The sequence below is a fragment of the Anaerotignum propionicum DSM 1682 genome (genome assembly GCF_001561955.1).
GTDB lineage: Bacteria > Bacillota > Clostridia > Lachnospirales > Anaerotignaceae > Chakrabartyella > Chakrabartyella propionicum.
On sequence record NZ_CP014223.1, the window covers coordinates 1,293,375 to 1,314,544 of the forward strand.

General features: G+C 38.4%; 18 protein-coding genes. 17 read left to right on the forward strand and 1 reads right to left on the reverse strand.

All coding sequences use genetic code 11. The features are described from left to right. Positions 1-572: 572 nt before the first annotated feature. The 9 genes from CPRO_RS06120 (at position 573) to CPRO_RS06160 (ending at position 8,450) form a co-directional block, all read left to right on the forward strand. A complete protein-coding gene (locus CPRO_RS06120; protein ID WP_066049135.1) occupies positions 573-1,391 on the forward strand; it encodes an AraC family ligand binding domain-containing protein in 819 nt (272 codons plus the stop codon). Positions 1,392-1,412: 21 nt separating this feature from the next. Next, positions 1,413-2,333: a DMT family transporter gene (locus CPRO_RS06125; RefSeq protein WP_066049138.1), complete on the forward strand. Its 921-nt coding sequence runs from the start codon at positions 1,413-1,415 to the stop codon at positions 2,331-2,333. Continuing rightward, on the forward strand, positions 2,320-2,745 hold the full coding sequence (locus CPRO_RS06130) for a DUF2000 domain-containing protein (protein WP_066049141.1): 426 nt from the start codon (positions 2,320-2,322) through the stop codon (positions 2,743-2,745). The genes CPRO_RS06125 and CPRO_RS06130 overlap by 14 nt, the downstream gene beginning before the upstream one ends. A 99-nt stretch (positions 2,746-2,844) precedes the next feature. Next, positions 2,845-3,282 (forward strand): hypothetical protein, encoded by a 438-nt coding sequence (locus CPRO_RS06135; RefSeq protein WP_066049144.1) that lies wholly within the window; start codon positions 2,845-2,847, stop codon positions 3,280-3,282. A 156-nt stretch (positions 3,283-3,438) separates the two neighbouring features. Continuing rightward, positions 3,439-4,338, forward strand: coding sequence for a helix-turn-helix transcriptional regulator (locus CPRO_RS06140; RefSeq protein WP_066049147.1), 900 nt, complete (start codon positions 3,439-3,441; stop codon positions 4,336-4,338). A gap of 67 nt (positions 4,339-4,405) precedes the next feature. Beyond that, positions 4,406-4,864 (forward strand): GyrI-like domain-containing protein, encoded by a 459-nt coding sequence (locus CPRO_RS06145; RefSeq protein ID WP_066049151.1) that lies wholly within the window; start codon positions 4,406-4,408, stop codon positions 4,862-4,864. Between the two features lie 15 nt (positions 4,865-4,879). Beyond that, positions 4,880-5,638: an N-acetyltransferase gene (locus CPRO_RS06150; RefSeq protein WP_066049154.1), complete on the forward strand. Its 759-nt coding sequence runs from the start codon at positions 4,880-4,882 to the stop codon at positions 5,636-5,638. Then, positions 5,638-6,522, forward strand: a complete 885-nt coding sequence (locus CPRO_RS06155) for an SPL family radical SAM protein (RefSeq protein WP_066049156.1) — start codon at positions 5,638-5,640, stop codon at positions 6,520-6,522. The genes CPRO_RS06150 and CPRO_RS06155 overlap by 1 nt, the downstream gene beginning before the upstream one ends. Before the next feature lie 419 nt (positions 6,523-6,941). Continuing rightward, entirely contained in the window at positions 6,942-8,450 is a 1,509-nt protein-coding gene (locus CPRO_RS06160; protein WP_066049158.1) for a glutamate synthase-related protein, read from the forward strand. Between the two features lie 77 nt (positions 8,451-8,527). Here the strand turns inward: CPRO_RS06160 and CPRO_RS06165 are convergent, their stop codons facing one another. Continuing rightward, the gene (locus tag CPRO_RS06165; protein WP_066049161.1) at positions 8,528-9,775 is read right to left on the reverse strand and encodes a glycerate kinase type-2 family protein; all 1,248 of its coding nucleotides are present in this window, start codon (positions 9,773-9,775) and stop codon (positions 8,528-8,530) included. A 430-nt stretch (positions 9,776-10,205) separates the two neighbouring features. On the opposite strand from CPRO_RS06165, the gene CPRO_RS06170 reads away from it, so the two are divergent. The 8 genes from CPRO_RS06170 (at position 10,206) to CPRO_RS06205 (ending at position 21,058) form a co-directional block, all read left to right on the forward strand. Further along, positions 10,206-10,700, forward strand: a complete 495-nt coding sequence (locus CPRO_RS06170) for a prolyl-tRNA synthetase associated domain-containing protein (RefSeq protein WP_236782396.1) — start codon at positions 10,206-10,208, stop codon at positions 10,698-10,700. A 229-nt stretch (positions 10,701-10,929) separates the two neighbouring features. Further along, on the forward strand, positions 10,930-12,369 hold the full coding sequence (gene miaB, locus CPRO_RS06175) for a tRNA (N6-isopentenyl adenosine(37)-C2)-methylthiotransferase MiaB (RefSeq protein ID WP_066049164.1): 1,440 nt from the start codon (positions 10,930-10,932) through the stop codon (positions 12,367-12,369). A gap of 1 nt (position 12,370) precedes the next feature. Beyond that, a complete protein-coding gene (locus tag CPRO_RS06180; protein WP_066049166.1) occupies positions 12,371-12,772 on the forward strand; it encodes a YlbF/YmcA family competence regulator in 402 nt (133 codons plus the stop codon). A gap of 267 nt (positions 12,773-13,039) precedes the next feature. Continuing rightward, on the forward strand, positions 13,040-15,661 hold the full coding sequence (mutS, locus tag CPRO_RS06185) for a DNA mismatch repair protein MutS (protein WP_066049169.1): 2,622 nt from the start codon (positions 13,040-13,042) through the stop codon (positions 15,659-15,661). Between the two features lie 17 nt (positions 15,662-15,678). Further along, positions 15,679-17,616 carry a DNA mismatch repair endonuclease MutL gene (gene mutL / locus CPRO_RS06190; RefSeq protein WP_066049171.1) on the forward strand — a complete coding sequence of 646 codons (1,938 nt, stop codon included), beginning with the start codon at positions 15,679-15,681 and terminating at the stop codon, positions 17,614-17,616. Positions 17,617-17,627: 11 nt separating this feature from the next. After that, positions 17,628-18,572: a tRNA (adenosine(37)-N6)-dimethylallyltransferase MiaA gene (miaA, locus tag CPRO_RS06195; protein WP_066049173.1), complete on the forward strand. Its 945-nt coding sequence runs from the start codon at positions 17,628-17,630 to the stop codon at positions 18,570-18,572. Between the two features lie 19 nt (positions 18,573-18,591). Further along, complete coding sequence (locus tag CPRO_RS06200; protein WP_066049176.1) at positions 18,592-19,500, forward strand: putative ABC transporter permease; 909 nt, start codon at positions 18,592-18,594, stop codon at positions 19,498-19,500. Between the two features lie 16 nt (positions 19,501-19,516). Continuing rightward, positions 19,517-21,058, forward strand: a complete 1,542-nt coding sequence (locus CPRO_RS06205) for a D-alanyl-D-alanine carboxypeptidase family protein (protein ID WP_066049179.1) — start codon at positions 19,517-19,519, stop codon at positions 21,056-21,058. Positions 21,059-21,170: the final 112 nt, after the last annotated feature.

Sequence of the window (21,170 nt, forward strand, 5' to 3'; positions counted from 1 at the left end):
CTTACATGTGGCGCTGAAACGATCTATGGAAAATAGTGAATTTAGGACATGATCTAACAAGAAAGAATAGGTGAAATATTATGAGAGTAGGTCATTTAATTTACAAAGTCGAGAATTTGGACAAAAGAGTGAAAGAATGGAGAGATAAAAATGTTTCTTTCCTGGAGAATTGAGTTTGCCATGCTTATTTGAGTTATTTTGATATTGACCCTAAGCTACGAAATTCTGTACGTCCCAATGGATGAACAGTTGTAAAAATAGGTAAGCCACAACGGCAGAAACAGCAAAAATGGTTCAAGAATTTTTGGATGATCCTATTGTTGAAATAACAGTTACTGGAGAAGAAGGTTTTGTTAAAGAAGTGTTGAATTGCGTAGCTTACTCAGGCAATGGATTTTCTGTTAGCTGAAATTACGCTTGAGGCCTTGTTTTCATTGACAGAAAGGGAGTTCCACGCAAGATTTCATATTTCTAATAGAACAGAAATCTGAAAGAGCAATATTGTTCAAGAATGCTTAATGGGTTTATGATATAGTGTAAGCAAGCCGCAAGAACTAGGAGAGGATGTACATATGACAAAGGAAATCAGAACAGTAAAATTTGATGCTGAGCTGAGGGTAGAGGCCTATCATTTTCAAGGAATTATGCAAAAATTCCCCAACCATTTTCATGAATATTATGTATTTGGATTTATTGAAGAGGGAAATCGGTACCTTTCCTGCAAAAATAATGAATATACTGTTGTTCCGGGCGAGTTGGTTCTATTTAATCCGGGGGATAACCATACCTGTGAACAAGTAGATGGTAAAACGTTGGATTATCGCAGTATCAATATACAACCACAGGTTATGGCAAAGGCGGTTTTTGAGATAACAGGAAAAGAAGAGTTACCTTATTTTGCAACAACAGTGGTTTATTGCAGTGAGCTTGCATCACAGATTAAAGAGCTTCATTCATTGATTATGGAGGAAGAAAAGGATTTTAGAAAGGAGGAATTATTTTTCTTGCTTATAGAACAGTTGATTGAAGAACATGCTGCAGAGACTCCTTCCAAAAAATCGGAACAAAGTACGGAGGTTAGGACTGTTTGTGATTATTTAGAAAATAACTATAGGGATAGTATTACTCTGGATCAATTGAGTGATTTAACAGGATTGAGCAAATATTATTTATTGCGTACTTTTACAAAACAAATGGGAATTTCCCCTTATAGGTACTTAGAAACAATACGAATTGACAAGGCGAAGAAGTTTTTGGAGCAGGGCATGTTGCCCATTGATGTTGCTTTGCGAACAGGTTTTAGTGATCAAAGTCATTTTTCAAATTTCTTCAAGAGGTTTATTGGGTTGTCACCAAAACAATATCAGAGCATTTTTAAAAATCAGTTTTGATGAGTGCAAGAAAGGACTATTATGGATAGAAAAAATGAAATTACAGGGCATATACTGGCAATTGTCACTATTATTATTTGGGGAACCACGTTCATTTCTACGAAGATTTTATTAAAAACCATGACCCCCATAGAAATATTGTTTATCCGATTCATGATTGGGTGGATTGCATTAATCCTTGTGCATCCTCGCAGATTAAAGATCCAAAATCGAAAGCAGGAATTATATTTTGCTGGGGCAGGACTATGCGGAATTACCCTATATTTTTTGTTGGAGAATATCGCTCTGACCTACACCTTTGCATCTAATGTGGGTGTGATTATTTCCGTGGCTCCGTTTTTTACTGCATTATGTGCCCATTTCTTTTTGAAAGAAGAGAAATTGAAGCCCCAATTTTTCGTTGGATTTTTGATTGCATTGGTTGGCATTTTCCTAATGAGCTATCAAGGAGCCAGTGTTTTGAAACTAAACCCTATGGGGGATCTGTTGGCAGTTTTAGCCGCATTTGTATGGGCTCTTTATTCCATTTTGACAAAAAAGATCAGTGGATTTCAATATAATACGGTGCAGGCAACCAGGAGAATTTTCTTTTATGGATTGTTATTTATGATACCCGCTTTGTTTATTTTCCAATTTGAACCCAATGTTACTATACTTTTAAAACCTATAAACCTTTTCAATATGGTATTTTTAGGATTAGGTGCTTCTGCGGCATGCTTTGCTACGTGGAATTGGGCAGTAAAAATTCTGGGAGCGGTGAAAACCAGTGTATACATTTATTTGGTTCCTGTGGTAACGATTATCACCTCCATTCTGATTTTACATGAAAAAATAACAGGGATGGGTGTTGTTGGCGTTGGGCTTACATTAGCGGGGTTATTTATCTCAGAAAATAAGTTTTCAATGGGGAGAAAGAACGAGGTGAAGAATGAATGCTGTTGACATGAAATGCGTAATGATTATAGATTTCGAATTGCCAATAGGGATTGTAGCAAATACATCTGCAATTTTAGGTGTCACTTTGGGGGAACAAGTACCCAATTTGGTGGGGGAGAATGCCACGGATGCCTTGAATGGAACACATTTAGGTATTGTTACAGTTCCCATTACAATGTTAAAAGAAAGCAAGGTTGGGCTAAGAGATTTAAGAGAAAGGTTATATGCACCAGAATTTAGTGATCTAGTGGTTGTTGATTTTACAGATGCGGCGCAGACCTCTCAGATTTATAATGACTATGTGCGTAAATTGGCATCCCTTTCCACCCAAGAGCATACTTATTTAGGAATTGGAATTTATGGTGAAAAGAAGAAGATAAATAAATTGACAGGTGCAATGCCTCTTTTGAGAGGTTAATATTTTTATAGCCTTCCTTGCATGGGGTTGTTAGAATAGAAGAGCAATGGTATCATTACATCAATAGTCTGAAGTTCATTAATAGTTTTGGAGGAAGCCATGAAAGAAGTTATCCGTAAAAATATTTTAGATTTACCATATAGTCTTCATGATGCCAGAGTGAGTAAAATCACGTTGGAAGAGAAGAAAATCATCTTATATTTTAGTGAAGGCTTTTATGAACCCAGAAATAATGACTATTTAGCAGTTGAGGGAAAAGGTATAATCAGTATTGAAGGTTCGGATTTAGATTTCTGTACAGTCTATTTGTTTGATTCAGTGGGAAATAGCGGACAGTTTTCCGGTGAAAAGTACAGGCTTGATGCTTTTATTCATGAATTTCCCCACATGGATTTCGAAATCATAGATGAGACCTATGGGTACAATCAATCTAAGTTTTCAGGATATTTTTATGAGGGGGACAAAATGAAAGAATGCACTGTTGACATCTATCATTTTGGCAATATGAAATATATTGTTGAGAAATATGTAAAGTAGAGCCACCTAAATGAGGTGAAAAATTAGAGCAAAGCATTCCGTGAGTAAAATTGCTGAATGCTTTTCTTTTTTATTTGAAAAGAAATAAGATTAGAATAATAAGATATTGCATGCAGAGCATATTTAATTGTGTTAAAATAATATCGGTGATAAAATATGAAAATTGATCGATTACTTGAAATGGTTTATGTGCTTTTTGAGAAAAAAAACGTGACAGCCAAGGAACTGTCGAATTATTTTGAAGTATCACAGAGAACCATTTATAGAGACTTGGAAACACTGAGTGCCGCAGGAATACCTATTTACACCAGTAAGGGCAAGGGTGGGGGTATCCGCTTATTGGACAGTTATGTGATGAAAAAATCAATGGTTACCGATAAGGACCAACTGGAGATTATTTCTTCCCTGCAAGGTATGAATGCATTAAATGTACCAGGAGTAGAGCCGGTTCTAAAAAAACTTGGCGTTTTGTTTCAACGCAATGAGTCCAAATGGATTGATGTAGATTTTTCCCATTGGGGCAGTGGAGAAGATGAAAAAGAAAAATTTATGAAGCTTAAAAGTGCCATTATTTATAAAAAAAGAATTCAATTTGATTATTATAGTACCAATGGTGAGTATTCCGAAAGAATTATGGAACCACTGCAATTAATTTTTAAAGGACAAGCTTGGTATGTTTATGGATTTTGCATGGTTAGAAACGCTTATCGTATGTTTCGGGTAACACGAATCAATAAGCTCAATGTTACTGATGAGAGTTTTGAGAGATGCTTAGAAGAGGAAAATCGATTTTTTGTTGCAGAGATAAAGGAACCTATTACCATGGTCTTGCAAATTGACCCTTTTATGGCATTTCGTGTTTACGATGAATTTGAACACTCAGAAATTGTGAAGAACGATGATGGCAGTTTCACGGTAACAAAGACATTGCCTGAAAATGATTGGGTGTATGGATATATTTTGTCTTTTGGAGCCTCTGCCCAGGTACTGGAACCTAAGAATCTTCGGGATAGCATTCGTAAAATTTTAGAAAATAGCTTAAAGAAATATATTTAATATGACATAATGATGTCAGTTTTTGTGAGGTATACTTCTTTTATTAAATAGAAAAGAGGTACTGCATATGAAATATGAAGTGGTTGAGTTAAGTGAAAAGAAGATTGCCGGCATTCGGATTAGAACAAGTAATAATAATGAAGATATGAGTTCACAAATCGGATTGGCTTGGCAAAAGTTTTTTGAAGAGGGAGTCTACGCTTCCATACCAGGAAAAATAAATGATAAAACCTTGGGTGTTTACACAAATTATGAAAAGGATGTAAACGGAGCCTATGATGTAGTGGTTTGCTGTGAGGTTGAGGCAGATGCAAAACTTCCTGTGGATGTATCAGCAGAAACCATTCCCAAAGGCAAATATGCCAAGTTTGTAATTCATGGTGACGTGAAAGAAGCAGTACAGGCGTTTTGGATGGAGCTTTGGAATATGGAATTGGATAGAAAATATAGCTGCGATTTTGAAGAATATCAAGGTGGAGACAATTTGACACAAGCAGAAATACATGTGTATATATCATTAAATTAAAAAGGAGCTGAGTGCGTGGAACTAATTTCTGTTGACAGTGGCAACATCGAAAAGGAACATATTTGTTGTGCCATTTCAGACAAAAAGGGAGACCCTTGTACATCCTCTAAGAAAAACTGGATGAAAAGCCAGTTTGAACATGGGCTTACCTTCATAAAAGTGAATGTAAGGGGGAAGGCATTTATAGAATATATTCCCGCAGAAAATGCATGGTGCCCCATTGATGCGGATGGGTATCTGTATATCAATTGTTTTTGGGTTTCTGGACAGTTGAAAGGACATGGCTATGCAAATGATCTACTGCAAGCGTGTATTGATGATGCTAAGAGGCAGGGAAGAAAGGGGCTTGTTATCCTTTCTTCTGAAAAAAAGATGCCTTTTTTATCTGATGCAAAGTATTTAAAATATAAAGGGTTTCAAGTTTGCGATAGCGCAGAACCATTTTTTCAGCTTTTGTATTATCCTTTTGAAAACGAGGCACTTAAACCAAAGTTTAAAGACTGCTGTAAAAGTGCAAGTATAGCGGAAAAAGGCATGGTATTTTATTATACAAATCAATGTCCTCATACAGAAAAATATGTTCCCCTTATGGCTGAGGTAGCCAAGGAAAAGGGACAAACGGTAAGGCTGATAAAATTTGAAAGTGCAAAGCAGGCACAAAATGCCCCCACGCCATTTACAACCTATGGCTTTTTTGATGATGGAGAATTTGTTACAAATGAAATGTTTTCGGGCAGCAAATTTAAAAAATATTTGGAAAAGAAGGGTTTGTGATGGATTGGATACCTGCAAAAACAATCCTTTCCGGATACAGTGAAAATAACTTATGGTTTGGGACGAACTATAACATGAACCTTTATAAAGGTTGTAGCCATGGTTGCATTTATTGTGATAGCAGAAGTGATTGCTATGGCGTGGAAATCTTTGATAAAGTTCGAGCCAAGGAAAATGCCCTTTCTATTTTGGAGCGAGAGTTGAGATGTAAAAGAAAGAGGGGTGTTGTTGGCACGGGAGCAATGAGTGATCCCTATAACCCCTTTGAAAAGGAATATCAGCTTACCAGGGGGGCATTGGTGCAGATCAATCGGTATGGTTATGGAGTTGCCATTGCAACAAAAAGCAATTTGGTGGAGCGAGACATTGATTTGCTCCAAGAAATATCTACCCACTCTCCTGTTTTGATAAAACTAACAATCACTACGGCTGATGATGCCATGTGCAAAAAAATAGAGCCCAATGTAGCCCTTTCTTCACAACGTTTTGCCACCATCAAGACACTGTCTCAGGCAGGGATTTTTGCAGGAATTTTGTGCATGCCCATACTACCCTTTATAGAAGACAATGAAAATAATATTAGAGCTATTGTGGAGCAGGCACATGAAAATGGTGCAAAGTTTATTTATCCTGCATTTGGTGTAACCTTAAGGCAGAATCAGCGGGAATGGTATTATGATAAATTGGATGAATTGTTTCCCTCACTAAAAGAAAAATATATGATAACCTATGGGAATTCTTACGAATGCAAATCTCCTAAAGGAAAAGAATTGTGGAAGATTTTTGTTGAAACGTGCCAACGACACGGAATTTTATATAAAATGGATGAGATTATTAAGGGGTATAAAAGTTATGGACAACCGGTTCAACTTTCATGGTTTTAGTTTTTTTTAGAGAAATGAGGGGAACTCAAAAGGTAAATACTAAAAAAGTAAGGTTTACTGAATTCAAGAGATGAAGTAAGCCTTACTTTTTTTTGAATGAAAAAGTTAGACTTTATAATGTATTGCTGTTTTTTAGTGAAAACAGAATATGAAAAAATAGTATGCAATAAATATTAAAAGAAATAATTTTTGTTAGTCAATATAGTCGGGTTTATAGGGGATATTCAATTGGATAGTATATAAATTAAGTGGGGATTTTGAAAGAAATTATACATTTCATACATGAATACTGTGGATTGAAATATTTTATTTGTGAATAGTTTCCTTATTTTCCTTTACAATTCAACAAGAAAATGGTAATATTTTACTAAATGCAAGTATTACAGTTTACTGATATATTTCAAGAAAGGGTGTTTATTATGTCTTATTCTCCAACACTATCCTCTGGCTTCACGGCAGGAAGAAATTCCAGTAGATTTGTATCACCTCAATCGGGAATGTGTTCCTTTTGCACTGAGGATTGTAATGGAACTTGTGAAATTGCATTGGCGGCAGTATTAGGTGCCAGAACGGTATATCCCATTACCACAGGCAATAATCAAATTGCCAGTGAAAAAGATTATCCCATAGACTATTCCCATTTTAATATTAATGGCCGAGTTTTTGGCGCAGAGGGAACAGATAAATCTGAGGCAGAATTAACTGTTTTTGATGTGAATTTGAAAACCACATATGGCACAAAGAATAAAATAAATATGAATCTTCCAATTATTTTGCCTGCATTGATAAAGCTAAATTGGAAAGATTATTTTGCCGGTGCGGCAATGGCAGGTGTGAGCTGTGTCATTGGTGAGGACGCCAGAAACAATGATTCTGCCTTGGTTATTGAGGATGGCAAGGTTAAAGAGTTTCCTCTTTTACAAGAAATTATGGATTGCTATACACCGTTTTGTCGTGGATTGGGGCAATTAATTTTACAATGCAATGCTGATGATAACCTTATGGGTGTGCCTGAAATTGCTATTAAAAAATATGGCTACAAGGCTATTGAAATTAAGTTTGGACAAGGGGCAAAGGGCGTTCAGCCATTGAAGCGATTAAAGAATTATGAAATGGCATTGGAGAAACAAGCAAGTGGGTGTTTGGTGCATCCGAATCCTTTAGACCCCAAAATAAAAGAAGCTTATGAAAAGGGTGTCTGTCCAAGTTTTTATAGTTGCGGAAGATTTCCTGCATGGACAGAGGAGAATATAAAAGTACATATCAACAATTTGAGAAAAATAGGTGCAGAAAATATCTATTTTAAGATGGCCGGTTATGATCAGGTAGATTTGGAACGGGTGCTTAGAATGGCTTGTGCAAATGAGGTGGATATGGTTACGTTGGATGGTGCCGGGGGTGGCTCGGGATACAGCCCTTCTAAGATGATGAATGAGTGGTCTTATCCCACCATTGTTCTAGAAAAAAAGGTGGTAGAGATTTGTAGAAGGTTGAAAAAAGAAGGTTTAAATTTGCCTGCAATTACAATTACCGGTGGTTTTGCCAGTGAAGATCAGGTGTTTAAGGCACTGGCTCTTGGGGAAGGGTTTATCACATCTGTAGGGTTGTGCAGATCGGCTATGGCCGCCGCTATGACAGGTCGTAAAATTGGTGAAGAAATCAAGGCAGGCAAAATTCCTGAATTGTTCAAAGCTTTCGGGAAAACTGTAGAGGAAATTTATAGTGACTTGCCTGATTTGCGGTCAATTTATGGTAAAGAAGCGGAAACCTTTTCAACAGGTGCCATTGGGGTATTCTCTTATTTAAATAAAATTGGCTTTGGTATTCAGCACTTCGCGGCCTTGAACCGAAAGTTCGATGTATCTCTTCTGAATTGCGGTGACTTAATTCCCCTAACAGGGGAAAGTGAACTGCTGTTACAGAAATAGAAATCCGAAACGATAATCTAAGAAAATCAATATAAAAAATAGGCTCATATGAGCCTATTTTTTATATAAGAAGAATGTTATTTGCATAAAAGGAAATATAAGTCGTTTACATTTGTTCCTGTAGGACCTGTCATGACTAATGCGTCAGCAAGAGCCAAGGCCTTATTAGAATCATTTTCTGCCAGAATTGCATCGATGGAAATACCTTTCTGGTCTAAAATTTCTTTTGTGTGACCATCCACTAGACCTCCAGCGGCATCGGTAGGGCCGTCGGTACCATCTGAACCAACTGCACAGACTGCAATATTTTCCATTCCAACAATGGATGCGGCGGCGGATAGTGCAAGTTCTTGATTTCTTCCGCCTTTGCCTTTTCCGGTAATGCGCACAATGGTTTCCCCTCCGCAAATAATGACACATGGCGGTTTTAATGGAAACCCATCTTTTTGAATTGTTTTACCCATGGAAGCCAATAGGCGACCCGCTTCTTTTGCTTCACAATCTACGAAGGTGGAAAGGATGAGGGGGTTATAGCCTAGGTGCTTAGCCTCCTCAGCCGCTGCTAGGCAAAGCTCTTTTACACTTCCTGTAATCAGCATTGTATTATTCACAACTTCTTTGGGGGTTTCAATACAAAGCTCTTTTTTCATTTCATCAGTCAGTTTAAGGCCATATTTTTCCACGATGGCAAACGCTTCAGCGGAGGTTGAAAAATCAGCACATGTGGGGCCGGAAGCAATGGAATCGGGTCTATCTCCCAGAATATCACTAAGGGCGATGGTGTAAACATTAGCTGGAGCACACAGTGTGGCAAATTTTCCGCCTTTTACAGCAGAAAGATGCTTGCGAATGGTGTTTATCTCTACAATATCCGCACCGCATTTTAGCAATTGGTCTGTAATCTGCAAAAAGTCGTCTAATTTTAAATTACCTGCGGGCTTCTCGAATAAAGCGGAGCCGCCACCGGAAACTAGAAATATGACAGTATCCATCGGAGAAAGATTTGAAACAGCTTCAATAATTTTTGCTGTTCCTACTATGGTGTTTTCATCAGGTAGGGGATGAGCGGCTTCTAAAATACAGAAACCCTTAATGTCTCCCTGACTGTGTTCATATTTGGTAAGGACGATGCCTTCTTTTATACGTTCTCCGAGAATTTCGGCGGCGGCATTTGCCATATTCCATGCAGCTTTCCCAATTGCAATTACAATGACTTCACCTTGAAAGGTTTGCCCTGCCAAAGCACGTTTGACTGCAGAATCGGGCAGAACGCGTTTGATTGAGCTTTGAATAATTTTATATGCATCCTCTTTTATGGTTGCCATTATTTCACCTCTTTGATATTTTTTATTACAATTTTAAATTTGTAGTGGATTTAAATAGTTTTTTAATTTTATACTTTTTAGTTTTTGCAACATCTAATTTAATTCTACAAAGAAACACTGGAAAGCATAGAAAATCTATTTTTGTGTGAATAAAATACCCAGAAAAGCTGTGTATTCCTAGTGTTTTAAAATGTTTACAAAATGTTCATATTCCCTACATACCCAATTCATAAAGCTATTTTATCATAGAATCATCCTTAAAAGAAGCAAGGATAAAGCAAATAACATAGTAATACATACCCTCCCCTTTTAAAAGAGCCTTTATGGCTCTTTTTTCATTGTTTTTTTATCTTACAAATTTTTCTTAGGGAATTTTTATGCTATAATAAGGAATGACTTAGCAGGATTTAAAAAGAAAGGGGTAAATGCCGTGTATGATAAAAAGGAAATAAAGAAGATGCTGGATGAAAAAGGATTTGTTTATGAATGGGTAGAACATGAAGCCGCCTTTACCATTGAAGATATGGTTCGTATGGGTTTTGATAAAGAACTTGATGTAGCAAAAAATCTTTTTCTGCGAGATGGTAAAGGAGAAAATCACTATTTGATTGTAGTGCGTTCTGATAAAAAGGTAAATCTAAAGGAATTTGGACAGGCATTTGGTTTGTCTAAGCTTTCTTTTGCATCGGAAGAACGTTTGATGAAGTACTTGGGATTGAAAAAGGGTGCAGTAACCCCCCTAGGCGTTTTGAATGATACGGAAAAACAAGTAAGGGTGTTCTTTGATCAGGATTTTTTGGAAATGAAGATAATTGGTGTTCATCCTAATGATAATACTGCAACGGTTTATTTGCTAATCCAAGACCTTTTGGAAATAATAAAAGAGAATGGAAATCAGTTAAAGGTAGTTGGGATTCCCCAATAAAAAAAGTTTGGCTTAAGGGGCGATGATTTGTAGACTGCCTGCTGTATTTTAGTGGTTGAATAGTCTTGGAAGGGAAGGAAGTCGAGTATGTTTTTTTGTCATTAAATTCTTCATGTGGTTAAGTTTAAGGAATTGTATGTTTAAGAAAAAATTCGTTGAGCCTAGGAAACTTCTATGTTATACTAAAATATAGCGGTTTTGCCAAAAATAGCATTGAAAGGGAAGAGCTATGAAGGATACAAGAAAAGATATAGCTGTTGATGAAACAGAACTGTTACGACAGCTGGATTATATGCAGGGCATTCGAAAGATCAACGATGCCTTTGAAACGGAAACAGGAAAAAAGAAGAAATTTTTTAGTCTGGCTATGGGATGTCAGATGAATGCCCATGACTCGGAAAAGCTAGAAGGCATGCTTGATAAAATGGGTTATGAGCGAACAGACGAAGAAACAGATGCAGATTTTATTATCTACAATACATGCTGTGTACGTGAAAATGCGGAGCAAAAGGTATATGGTAAATTAGGCTGGCTGAAACATTATAAAAAGGACAAGCCTGACACTGTTATTGCGTTATGCGGTTGCATGATGCAGCAAGATAGTGTGATTAAGACATTAAGACAAAAGTATCGTCATGTTGATATTGTTTTTGGAACATACAATCTTTATAAATTGCCTGAATTGATGAATACCCGCATGGAAAGCGGCGATACCATTTATGATATTTGGCAAGAGCAAGAGGAGATAGTAGAGGATTTGCCTAGCATTAGACATTTCCCATACAAAGCAGCTGTCAATATTATGTTTGGTTGCAATAATTTTTGTACCTATTGCATCGTGCCTTATGTGCGGGGAAGAGAGAGAAGCCGTGAGGCAGAGGATATTATAGCTGAGGTGAAAAAGCTTGCCGCAGATGGCGTAAAAGAAATTATGCTTTTGGGCCAAAATGTAAACTCATACGGAAAGAATTTGAGTGAACCTGTTAGCTTTGCAAAACTTTTGCGTATGGTAAATGATGTGGAGGGAATAGAGAGAATTCGTTTTATGACCTCTCATCCTAAGGATTTATCTGATGAGTTGATTGAAGCTATGAAAGATTGTCCGAAGGTTTGTAAAAGCTTGCATTTGCCTGTACAGGCGGGCAGTAGTGAAATTTTGCGCCGAATGAACCGTAACTATACCAAGGAATCCTATTTAGAAACAGTGGGAAAGATAAAAGAGGCAATGCCTGATATTACTTTAAGCACTGATATTATCGTAGGATTTCCTGGGGAAACAGAAGAAGATTTCCAAGAAACATTGGATGTTATTCGCAAAGTAGGTTATACCACGGCGTATACCTTCATTTACTCCAAGCGCACAGGAACCCCTGCGGCAACTATGGACAATCAGGTGGATGAGGACTTAATTAAGGATCGCTTTGACCGTATGTTAAACGTTTTAAACCCTATGATTCATGAATTAAATGAAAAAATGGTGGGGAAAATCGTTCATGTGCTGGTGGAAGAACCCAGTAAGTCCAATAAAGATGTATTAACGGGCAGAGCAGACAATTATGCTCTGGTTCATTTTGAAGGCAGTAAAGATTTAATCGGGCAAATTGTTCCCGTTCGGATCATTGAAAATAAAACATTCTATTTTATTGCAGAAAGGGTTAATGGTGACTAAAATGACATCTGTTTATGAATTGGCGAGAAACTTGGGCGAAGAATTAAAGAAGACTCCCCAAGTTGAAACTTTGCTAGCAGCAAAAAAGGCGTATGAGGAAAGCCCTGAAATCGCAACAGCAGTAGAGGAATATACAAAGCTGCATCAGGAATTTGAGGCGAAAATGCAGGCTGGTGGTATTTCCGCAGAAGAGCAAAAGGCTTTCTCCGAAGATATGGCAAAAAGAGGCGAAGAAATCAGAAACAATAAAATTGCATCTGAATTATTTGCCGCAGAAATGAACTTTAATAACTTTATGAATTCTATATTTACAATTGTAACTTCTACTTTGACAGGCGAAGATCCTGCACAGAGCGGATGCAGCCCTAGCTCTTGCGCTTCTTGCGGCGGCGGCTGCCACTAAGCACTCAAACGGATAAAGCGTTGGATAGATGCCCGAGCTCCCTTGCGGGGTTCGGGCTTTTACATAGTTGAAATAACAGGATAGCATACATGATTGCTAAGAACCTAAATCGCTTTGATGGTAAAAGGTATCATTTCGGAAATAAATAGGCTGGAACTGCAACTAACTTAGAAAATTGAAAGTTGCTATTTGGTGATATATTTTGCAAAGAAAGTCACCAGATACAATAATTATATATATATTTTGAATGAAAAAGGAGGAACGATCATGGCAAAAATCACGCCTATGATGCAGCAATACTTTGAGATTAAAGAAAATTATAAGCATTGCCTGCTATTTTTTCGCTTAGGTGATTTTTATGAAATGTTTTTCGAAGATGCGGTGATCGCCTCGAAGGAATTGGAAATTACCCTTACGGGGAAGGACTGGGGGCAGGAAGAACGGGCACCTATGTGTGGTGTTCCGTTCCATTCTGCCGATGGATATATAGCCAGATTGGTGGAGAAGGGGTACAAGGTTGCCATTTGTGAACAAGTTGAAGACCCGAAATTGGCAAAAGGCATTGTAAAACGAGATGTTGTACGGGTAATTACCCCGGGAACTGTTTTAGATAATGCTGTTTTGGATGAACGGAAAAACAACTATATTCTTGCAGTGTATAGCAGTGGTGCAGGTTATGGCATTGCCGCCTGCGATGTGAGCACAGGAGAATTTCAAACCACGGAGTTTACAAGCATACAAGCGGCGAACAAAATTTTGGATGAAATTGCACGTTTTGCCCCTGCGGAGGTTATTTGCAATGAGTCCTTTTTAAATAACCCTTTGTGCAATGAAATCAAGGATCGGTTTTATTATTTTTTAAATGATATTGACAATCGGATGTTTGATTTTGCTACGGCGAAAGACACCATTTTGAAGCATTTTCAAGTAAAAACCTTGGATGGATACGGTTTGAGTAAGAAACCTTCAGCCGTTGCGGCAGCAGGGGGCTTGCTTTGGTATCTCTTAGAGACCCAGAAGAACGAATTGAACCATATTTCAACGGTAAAATATTATACCACTGGGGATTTTATGCTTTTGGATGTTTCCAGTCGACGAAATTTAGAACTAACAGAAACTATGCGGGAAAAAAACAGAAAGGGTTCTTTATTATGGGTTCTGGACAAAACCCAGACTGCCATGGGGGCAAGATTGCTTCGTAAATGGATTGAACAGCCCTTGCTATCCGCAGGAGAAATTCATAAGAGGTTGGATGGCGTGGAAGAGCTTTTTGGAGACTTATTTCTAAGGGAAGAAATCAAGGACATTTTACACTCCATGTATGATTTTGAGCGCATTATGAGCCGCGTGATTTTTCAAAATGCAAACGCCAGAGATTTGGCGGCATTAAAGAATTCCATTGAAAATCTGCCCCTATTAAAAAATATATTAGCAAGGTGTAAAAGTCCTTATTTGGCGGAGATTTGTGAGAAACTTGACCCTCTGGAAAATATACATACCTTAATCGCCCAAGCGATTGTGGAAGACCCTCCTTTTTCTGTAAGAGAGGGTGGTATGATTAAGCCGGGTTTCCACAGTGAGTTGGATACTTTTGCCCAAGCGAAGGAAAAAGGAACCACTTGGATTCACCAAATGGAAGAAGAGGAGAAAGAAAAAACAGGCATTAAAAACCTAAAAATTCGATTCAATAAGGTTTTTGGTTATTATATAGAAGTCACAAGATCAAACATGAAAGAGGTTCCTCAGCATTATATTCGCAAGCAAACCCTAGCAAACTGCGAACGTTACATAACGCCGGAGCTGAACGAATTGGCTGAATTGATTTTAGGTGCAGAGGAAAAAATTACTGCCTTGGAATATCAGATATTTACAGAAATTAGAAATGCGGTGGCGGCAGAGGTTGAGCGCATACAATACTGCGCTTATATGGTATCTGTGGTAGATGCCCTTCAATCCTTTGCTGAAGTTGCCCAGAATATGAATTATGTAAAGCCTGTTGTTGACGAGGGGGATGTTATCACTGTTACTGGTGGGCGCCACCCCGTTGTAGAAAAGATGACCAAGGGGCAATTTATTCCCAATGACATCTATTTAGATCAGGAAGAAACAAGATTGGCAATTATTACAGGCCCCAACATGGCAGGTAAGTCAACATATATGCGTCAAACAGCGTTAATTGTTTTGATGGCGCAAATTGGCAGTTTTGTTCCTGCGGATGCCGCTCATATTGGAATAGTAGACCGTATTTTTACTAGAGTTGGCGCGTCCGATGATTTGAGTGCAGGGCAAAGTACCTTTATGGTAGAAATGTCCGAGGTTGCAAATATTTTAAATAATGCTACGTCAAAAAGCCTCTTGATTTTAGATGAAATTGGGCGAGGAACCAGCACCTTTGATGGATTAAGCATTGCTTGGGCGGTTTTGGAATACATCGCTGATGAGAAGCAAATTGGGGCAAAAACCCTATTTGCCACCCATTATCATGAGCTTTCGGAACTGGAAGGAAAGCTTCCCGGTGTGAAGAATTATTGCATTGCCGTGCAGGAAATGGGTGAGGATATTATCTTCCTCCGTAAAATAAAGCGGGGCGGGGCAGACCATAGCTATGGTGTGCAGGTTGCAAGGCTTGCAGGCCTTCCGACAAAGGTAATCCGTCGCAGTGGGCAGATATTAAAACAGCTGAATGCTGCGGATATAACGAAGAAAGCAAAGAAAATTGCAGTTGAAGCTCAAGAACAGGCAGAGGATTTGGCAAAGCAAATAGATATGTTTTCTGTAAAAGAAAATCAAATGATAGACGAAATTTCCAAGCTGGATGTTATGGCAATGACACCCATTGAAGCATTGCAGACCCTTTTTGAATTACATAAAAAGGCAAAGGGACTGTAAAAGAAAGGAGGATATCCTTGCAATCAATCAGAATTTTAGACACAAAAACCATCAATAAAATTGCCGCCGGAGAGGTTGTGGAAGGACCAAAATCTGTTGTAAAGGAATTAGTGGAAAATGCCATTGATGCCGGAGCTACCGCTGTAACCGTAGAAATAAAAGAAGGCGGGATTTCCTATATTCGTATTATGGATAATGGATGCGGTATACCCAAGGAGCAGGTGAAAACGGCTTTTTTGCGCCATGCCACAAGCAAAATGAGTGAAATTGAAGATTTAGAGCATATTTTCACATTGGGTTTTCGTGGAGAAGCCTTGGCCAGCATTGCCGGAGTTGCCCAGGTTGAAATGCTGACAAAAACGAGAGATGAAGAGACGGGTACATCTATTGAAATCAGCGGAGGGGAAATCAAGAATATACAAGATACCTCCTGTACAGAAGGAACCACCATAACTGTTAAGAATTTATTTTACAATGTTCCTGCCAGGCGAAAATTTTTGAAAAAGCCGGCAACGGAAAGTGGATTTGTTTCAGACCTGATGAATAAATTGGCTTTAGGGCATCCAGAAGTATCCTTCCGCTTTATTAATAACGATACAACTATGCTGCATACAGCAGGAAATGGTGATCTTAAGGCTTCGGTTTTTTATGTATATGGCAAGGAAGCCGCCAACAGTATGGTTCCCTTAGAATATAAAAAAGGTGAGTATGCTCTTTCAGGATTAATTGGTAAGCCTGAACTTTCAAGGGGAAACCGAAATTATGAGAATTTGTTTATTAATGGTCGCTTCATTAAAAACAAGGTGGTTGCAACAGCGGTAGAGGATGCCTACAAAACACGCTTGTTAATTGGTAAGTTTCCAATTTTTGTGTTAAATTTTCAAATGAACCCTAGTCAGGTAGATGTTAATGTACACCCTGCAAAGCTTGAGGTGCGTTTCAAAAATGATGACGAAATTTATGAATTTTTTCATGATGCCGTTTCCAAAACCTTAGACCAGTTGGTTTTAATCCCCCAAGTTGGCTGGGATAAAGCTCCTGCAGTGAAAACGGCGGAAAAACACATAGAGATAGAACAGCAAAAGATTGAAGACATACCTGTGTATAAAAGTTTGCCAAGCTCTTTTACACAAGACAGAGCAGCCTCAGGAGGAATGGGAAAGAGCGTTGACCAACTGCTGAATAGGCAGCAAGGCACTCAAAATCAGGTGCGACAAAGTGCAGAGGCGTTTTTGATTGACCCTGTAATTGTAAGAGAAAATGTGGAAATAACTAAAACCCAACAGAAGCCCCTTGTGAATCAAATTTCCAATCCCCAAATTCTTAATAATCAGGTGGGGGAAAGGGTTGTAGAACCTAAAGTTGAGCCGTTTTTTAAGCAATATAAAATGATTGGGCAGATTTTTCAGACCTACTGGATGATTGAGCAGGGAGAGTGTCTTTATTTGATAGACCAGCATGCTGCCCATGAACGTATTTTGTTTGAGGAATTCATGAACCGTTTCAAAGAGGAAAATATGGTTTCTCAAAAACTTTTGCTTCCCCAAATGTTGAATTTAACTCCATCTGAAATTGAAGTTTTAAGGGAAAATCAATCCCTTTTAGAAGGGTTTGGGTTTGAATTTGAAACCTTTGGGCAAAATCAATATGCCCTGAAGGCTGTGCCTTATTTGCTAAAAGAACCTAGCGGAGCAGGGTTTTTTACAGAAATTTTGGATAGTCTTTCGGAGCAAAAAATTCGTTCCGTATACGATATGAAGTTGTTGGCTGTGGCAACAATGGCTTGTAAAGCAGCAGTAAAAGGCCACGATCGTCTGAGTTTTCAGGAAGCAGAGGCTATGATTGGAAGGCTGTTAAAACTGGAAAATCCCTTTACCTGCCCCCACGGACGACCAACAATTATTGAAATGACAAAGTATGAACTGGAGAAAAAATTCAAGCGAATCCAGAATTAAAGGGTGATAAAATGAAAAAACCTTTGGTAATGGTTGGAGGCCCTACCGCCTGCGGAAAAACTGCCATGTCCATAGAATTGGCAAAACGAATCAACGGAGAGGTGATTTCCGGGGATTCCATGCAGATATACCGCTATATGGACATTGGAACTGCCAAGGTAACAGAGGAAGAAAAACAAGGCATTCCTCACTATTTGGTAGATGAACTGAATCCCGATGAGGAATATAACGTAATGATTTTTCAGCAAAAAGCAAAAAACTATATGAATGAAATTTGGGCAAAGGGCAAAGTACCTATCATAGTAGGCGGTACAGGTTTTTATATGAATGCTTTGCTGAATGATACTGATTTTACAGAAACGGAAAATGACACATCTTTTCGTGAAGAATGTTACAAACAAGCCCAGAGTGAAGGGGCTGAAGTTTTATTTGAAAGACTAAAAAAGATTGACCCAGAATATGCCCAGACTATCCATGCAAACAATGTGAAACGTGTTGCCCGAGCTTTGGAATACCATTTCCTAACTGGTGAAAAATTCTCCCAGCATAATGCTGAGCAAAAGGAGAAAGAAAGCCCATATCAAGCCGCTGTTATCATTTTAACCATGGAGAGAGAGAAGCTTTATCAACGGATTAATCATAGGGTTGATTTGATGATGGAGCAAGGTTTGTTGGCTGAGGTGAAGGACTTGTTAGAAAAGGGCTACTCATCGGATTTGGTTTCCATGCAAGGGCTGGGATACAAGGAATTCATGCCTTATTTTCGGGGAGAATGCAGCTTAGATGATGCAGTTGAGCAGTTAAAAAAGGGTACACGGCATTTTGCAAAACGTCAATTGACTTGGTTCCGTCGTCAGATTGATGGATTATGGGTGGATTTATCTAAGGCTGATTTCGATTTGGCTATGACCGATGTAATGGAATATTTGAAGGAAAGAAAAATTCTGGAAGAATAATTGAAAAGAAGTGATGCCTATGATGACTACGGAAATATTTGGGTTTACAATTTTTGATCTTTATTTCTATTTTATGATATATAGCTTTCTTGGTTGGGCATTAGAGTCTGCATATGTTTCTGCCTCCAATAAAACTTGGACAAACCGTGGGTTTATCAGTGGCCCTCTTTGCCCCATTTATGGAACAGGAGCAACATTGGTAATTGTGGCTCTAACACCTTTTAAGAATAACCTTTTGCTGATGTTTTTAGGCGGCGTATTTATTGCAACGGTTGTTGAATATGTAATTGCTTTATTGCTGGAGAAAATTTTTCATGCCACATGGTGGGATTACAGCCAAATGCGATTTCAGTTGCAAGGTAGAATTTGTTTAAGGCGATCTTTGGAATGGGGTGCACTTACGGTTGTAATGATGCACTTAATTCAACCTCCAATTCAGCGTTTTGTAGCATGGATTCCTCGTGCTGGCGGAGAATTTGTTGGGGTGTTGCTACTGATGTATCTCATGGCAGATGCTAGTGTTACGATAATGAAGATATTCCAACTAAAGGAAAAAATTGCAAGGATAGAGGAAGCTGGGCTTGGTTTGCGTGAAAAGATGGAAACAATCAACTTATTTGAAGCCAAAAAAGAACTTTTGGATTATCTGGAAGGCTTGCCAATTGCAGAAGCTATGAACAATCTGAAGACAAGGCTTGAGGAGCAAAATGGTCAGTTAATGAAACTAAGAACGGAAGAGCGACTGAGATTTGAATTTTTTCTGTCCGAAATGAAAGATAAGCTTGAAAAGCGTGAAAGGATTTTAAAGAAGAACACCTTAACAGAACGACGTATTGCAAAGGCATTTCCTCGCTTATATTTTAAAAACTACAACGAGGCCTTTGCCACATTAAAAGAAGAGCTTTTGAAAAAAAAGAAGAATAAGTGAAGAAAGGAAATGGGCAATGAAAAAGCAATTTGCAAAAAAAATCGCCTTGCTTATGGCGATAACCTTATGTTTGGGTACTGCCTCATGTGGAAAAAAGGAGGAGCCAAAAACTGAAAATCCAGAAAAAAATGTGCAGAATGTAGAGTCCACGGATCAAGCTGCTACTCCTGAAACACCGGCGCTGCAAACAGCCTTTTTACAGGCAAATAATGCGCCTACGATTACCGCAGGAACTGCGATTTTGGTGGAGCAATCCACAGGGACAATTCTGTTTGACAAAAATGCCAAGGATAAAATGTATCCCGCAAGTATGACAAAGATGGTAACTGCCCTGGTGGTTATGGATTATTTTAAAGCGGAAGAGCTGATTACCGTAGGCACTGAGATTAATGAGGTATCCCTTGATTCCAGCAAAGCGGGTCATGTGAATGGTGAAACCTTGACAGTGAAAAACTTAATTCGAGGTTTAATCATTCCATCAGGAAATGATTCTGCCAATGTTTTAGCCACTGCAGTTGCAAAAAAAGTAAAAAATAATCAGAGCTTATCTTTTGCGGAATGTCAGGATATTTTTGCAGGCCTTATGAATGACAAAGCCAAGGCTTTGGGTGCAGTGAATACTCATTTTACCAATGCCCATGGTTATCACGATGAAAATCATTATAGCTGTGCTTATGATATGGCATTGTTTGGACGGGCGTATCTTGCAAACAGTACCCTTGCGGAAATAGCTAATGAAAAGAGCTTTTCCGGAAATGGTGCAGATAATATGTTTGCCCAGAACAAAGAAAAGAAGACGCAAGATTATTCATGGAAAAGCCATAACCTATTAATAACAAGCAATGAATATAACTATAGCTATGCATCAGGTATTAAAACAGGTTTTACCAACGAAGCAGGTGACTGTGTATCCGCAGCGGCGATGAAAGATGGTGTTACTTTAATTGCCATTATCTTTAATTCTCCTGATCCTGCAAGATGGTTGGATGCAAAGAGCTTATTTGAATATGGTTTTAATGGATATGAAAAAGTAGAGCTTGGAAAGGCTGCAGCTGTGGTTGAGGCTGTTCCGTTGGTGAAGCATAAACGTTTAGAAGGTGATACCCTTGATGTTGTTTTCCATCAGGATGTTGTAGCTTATCTTCCTACTGGTGAAGCTTCAAAAGTAACAAAGACCATGGAATATGAGCAGGAATATTTAGCTGAGAGCAAGGATAACGTGGTAAAATTAAAAGCCCCCATTAAAAAGGATGCGAAAGTAGGAACGGCTTCCTTCCAAATTGGCGGTAAAACAGTACTGACAGAGCCTGTTTTTGCAGGCCGTGAAGTATCTAAGGGCACCATTTGGAGCAGTATTCATTATTTCTTCAAGAACTTTACCTCTGTTGTGTTCTCCGTGAAGGGTTTGATTGGTTTAGGTGTCATTGTTGCTGTGGGGGCATTGATTTTCTTAGGTGCTCGTTTCATTGGAGGCCGCAGAAGAAGGTCAGCAAGGGGATATTCTTTCCGCCAGCCTATTTCCCGCAGGGGCAATAGAAGAGGAAAAAGGAGATTCTAAAGACTTAGGCACGAATTCATTTGTCTGTACTTCTGAAATTTATTCTGTACAGTAAAACTTTTCCAGTAGAACTGTATGTAGTAAACTTTGTTACAGTTAAAAGTGCTATAGA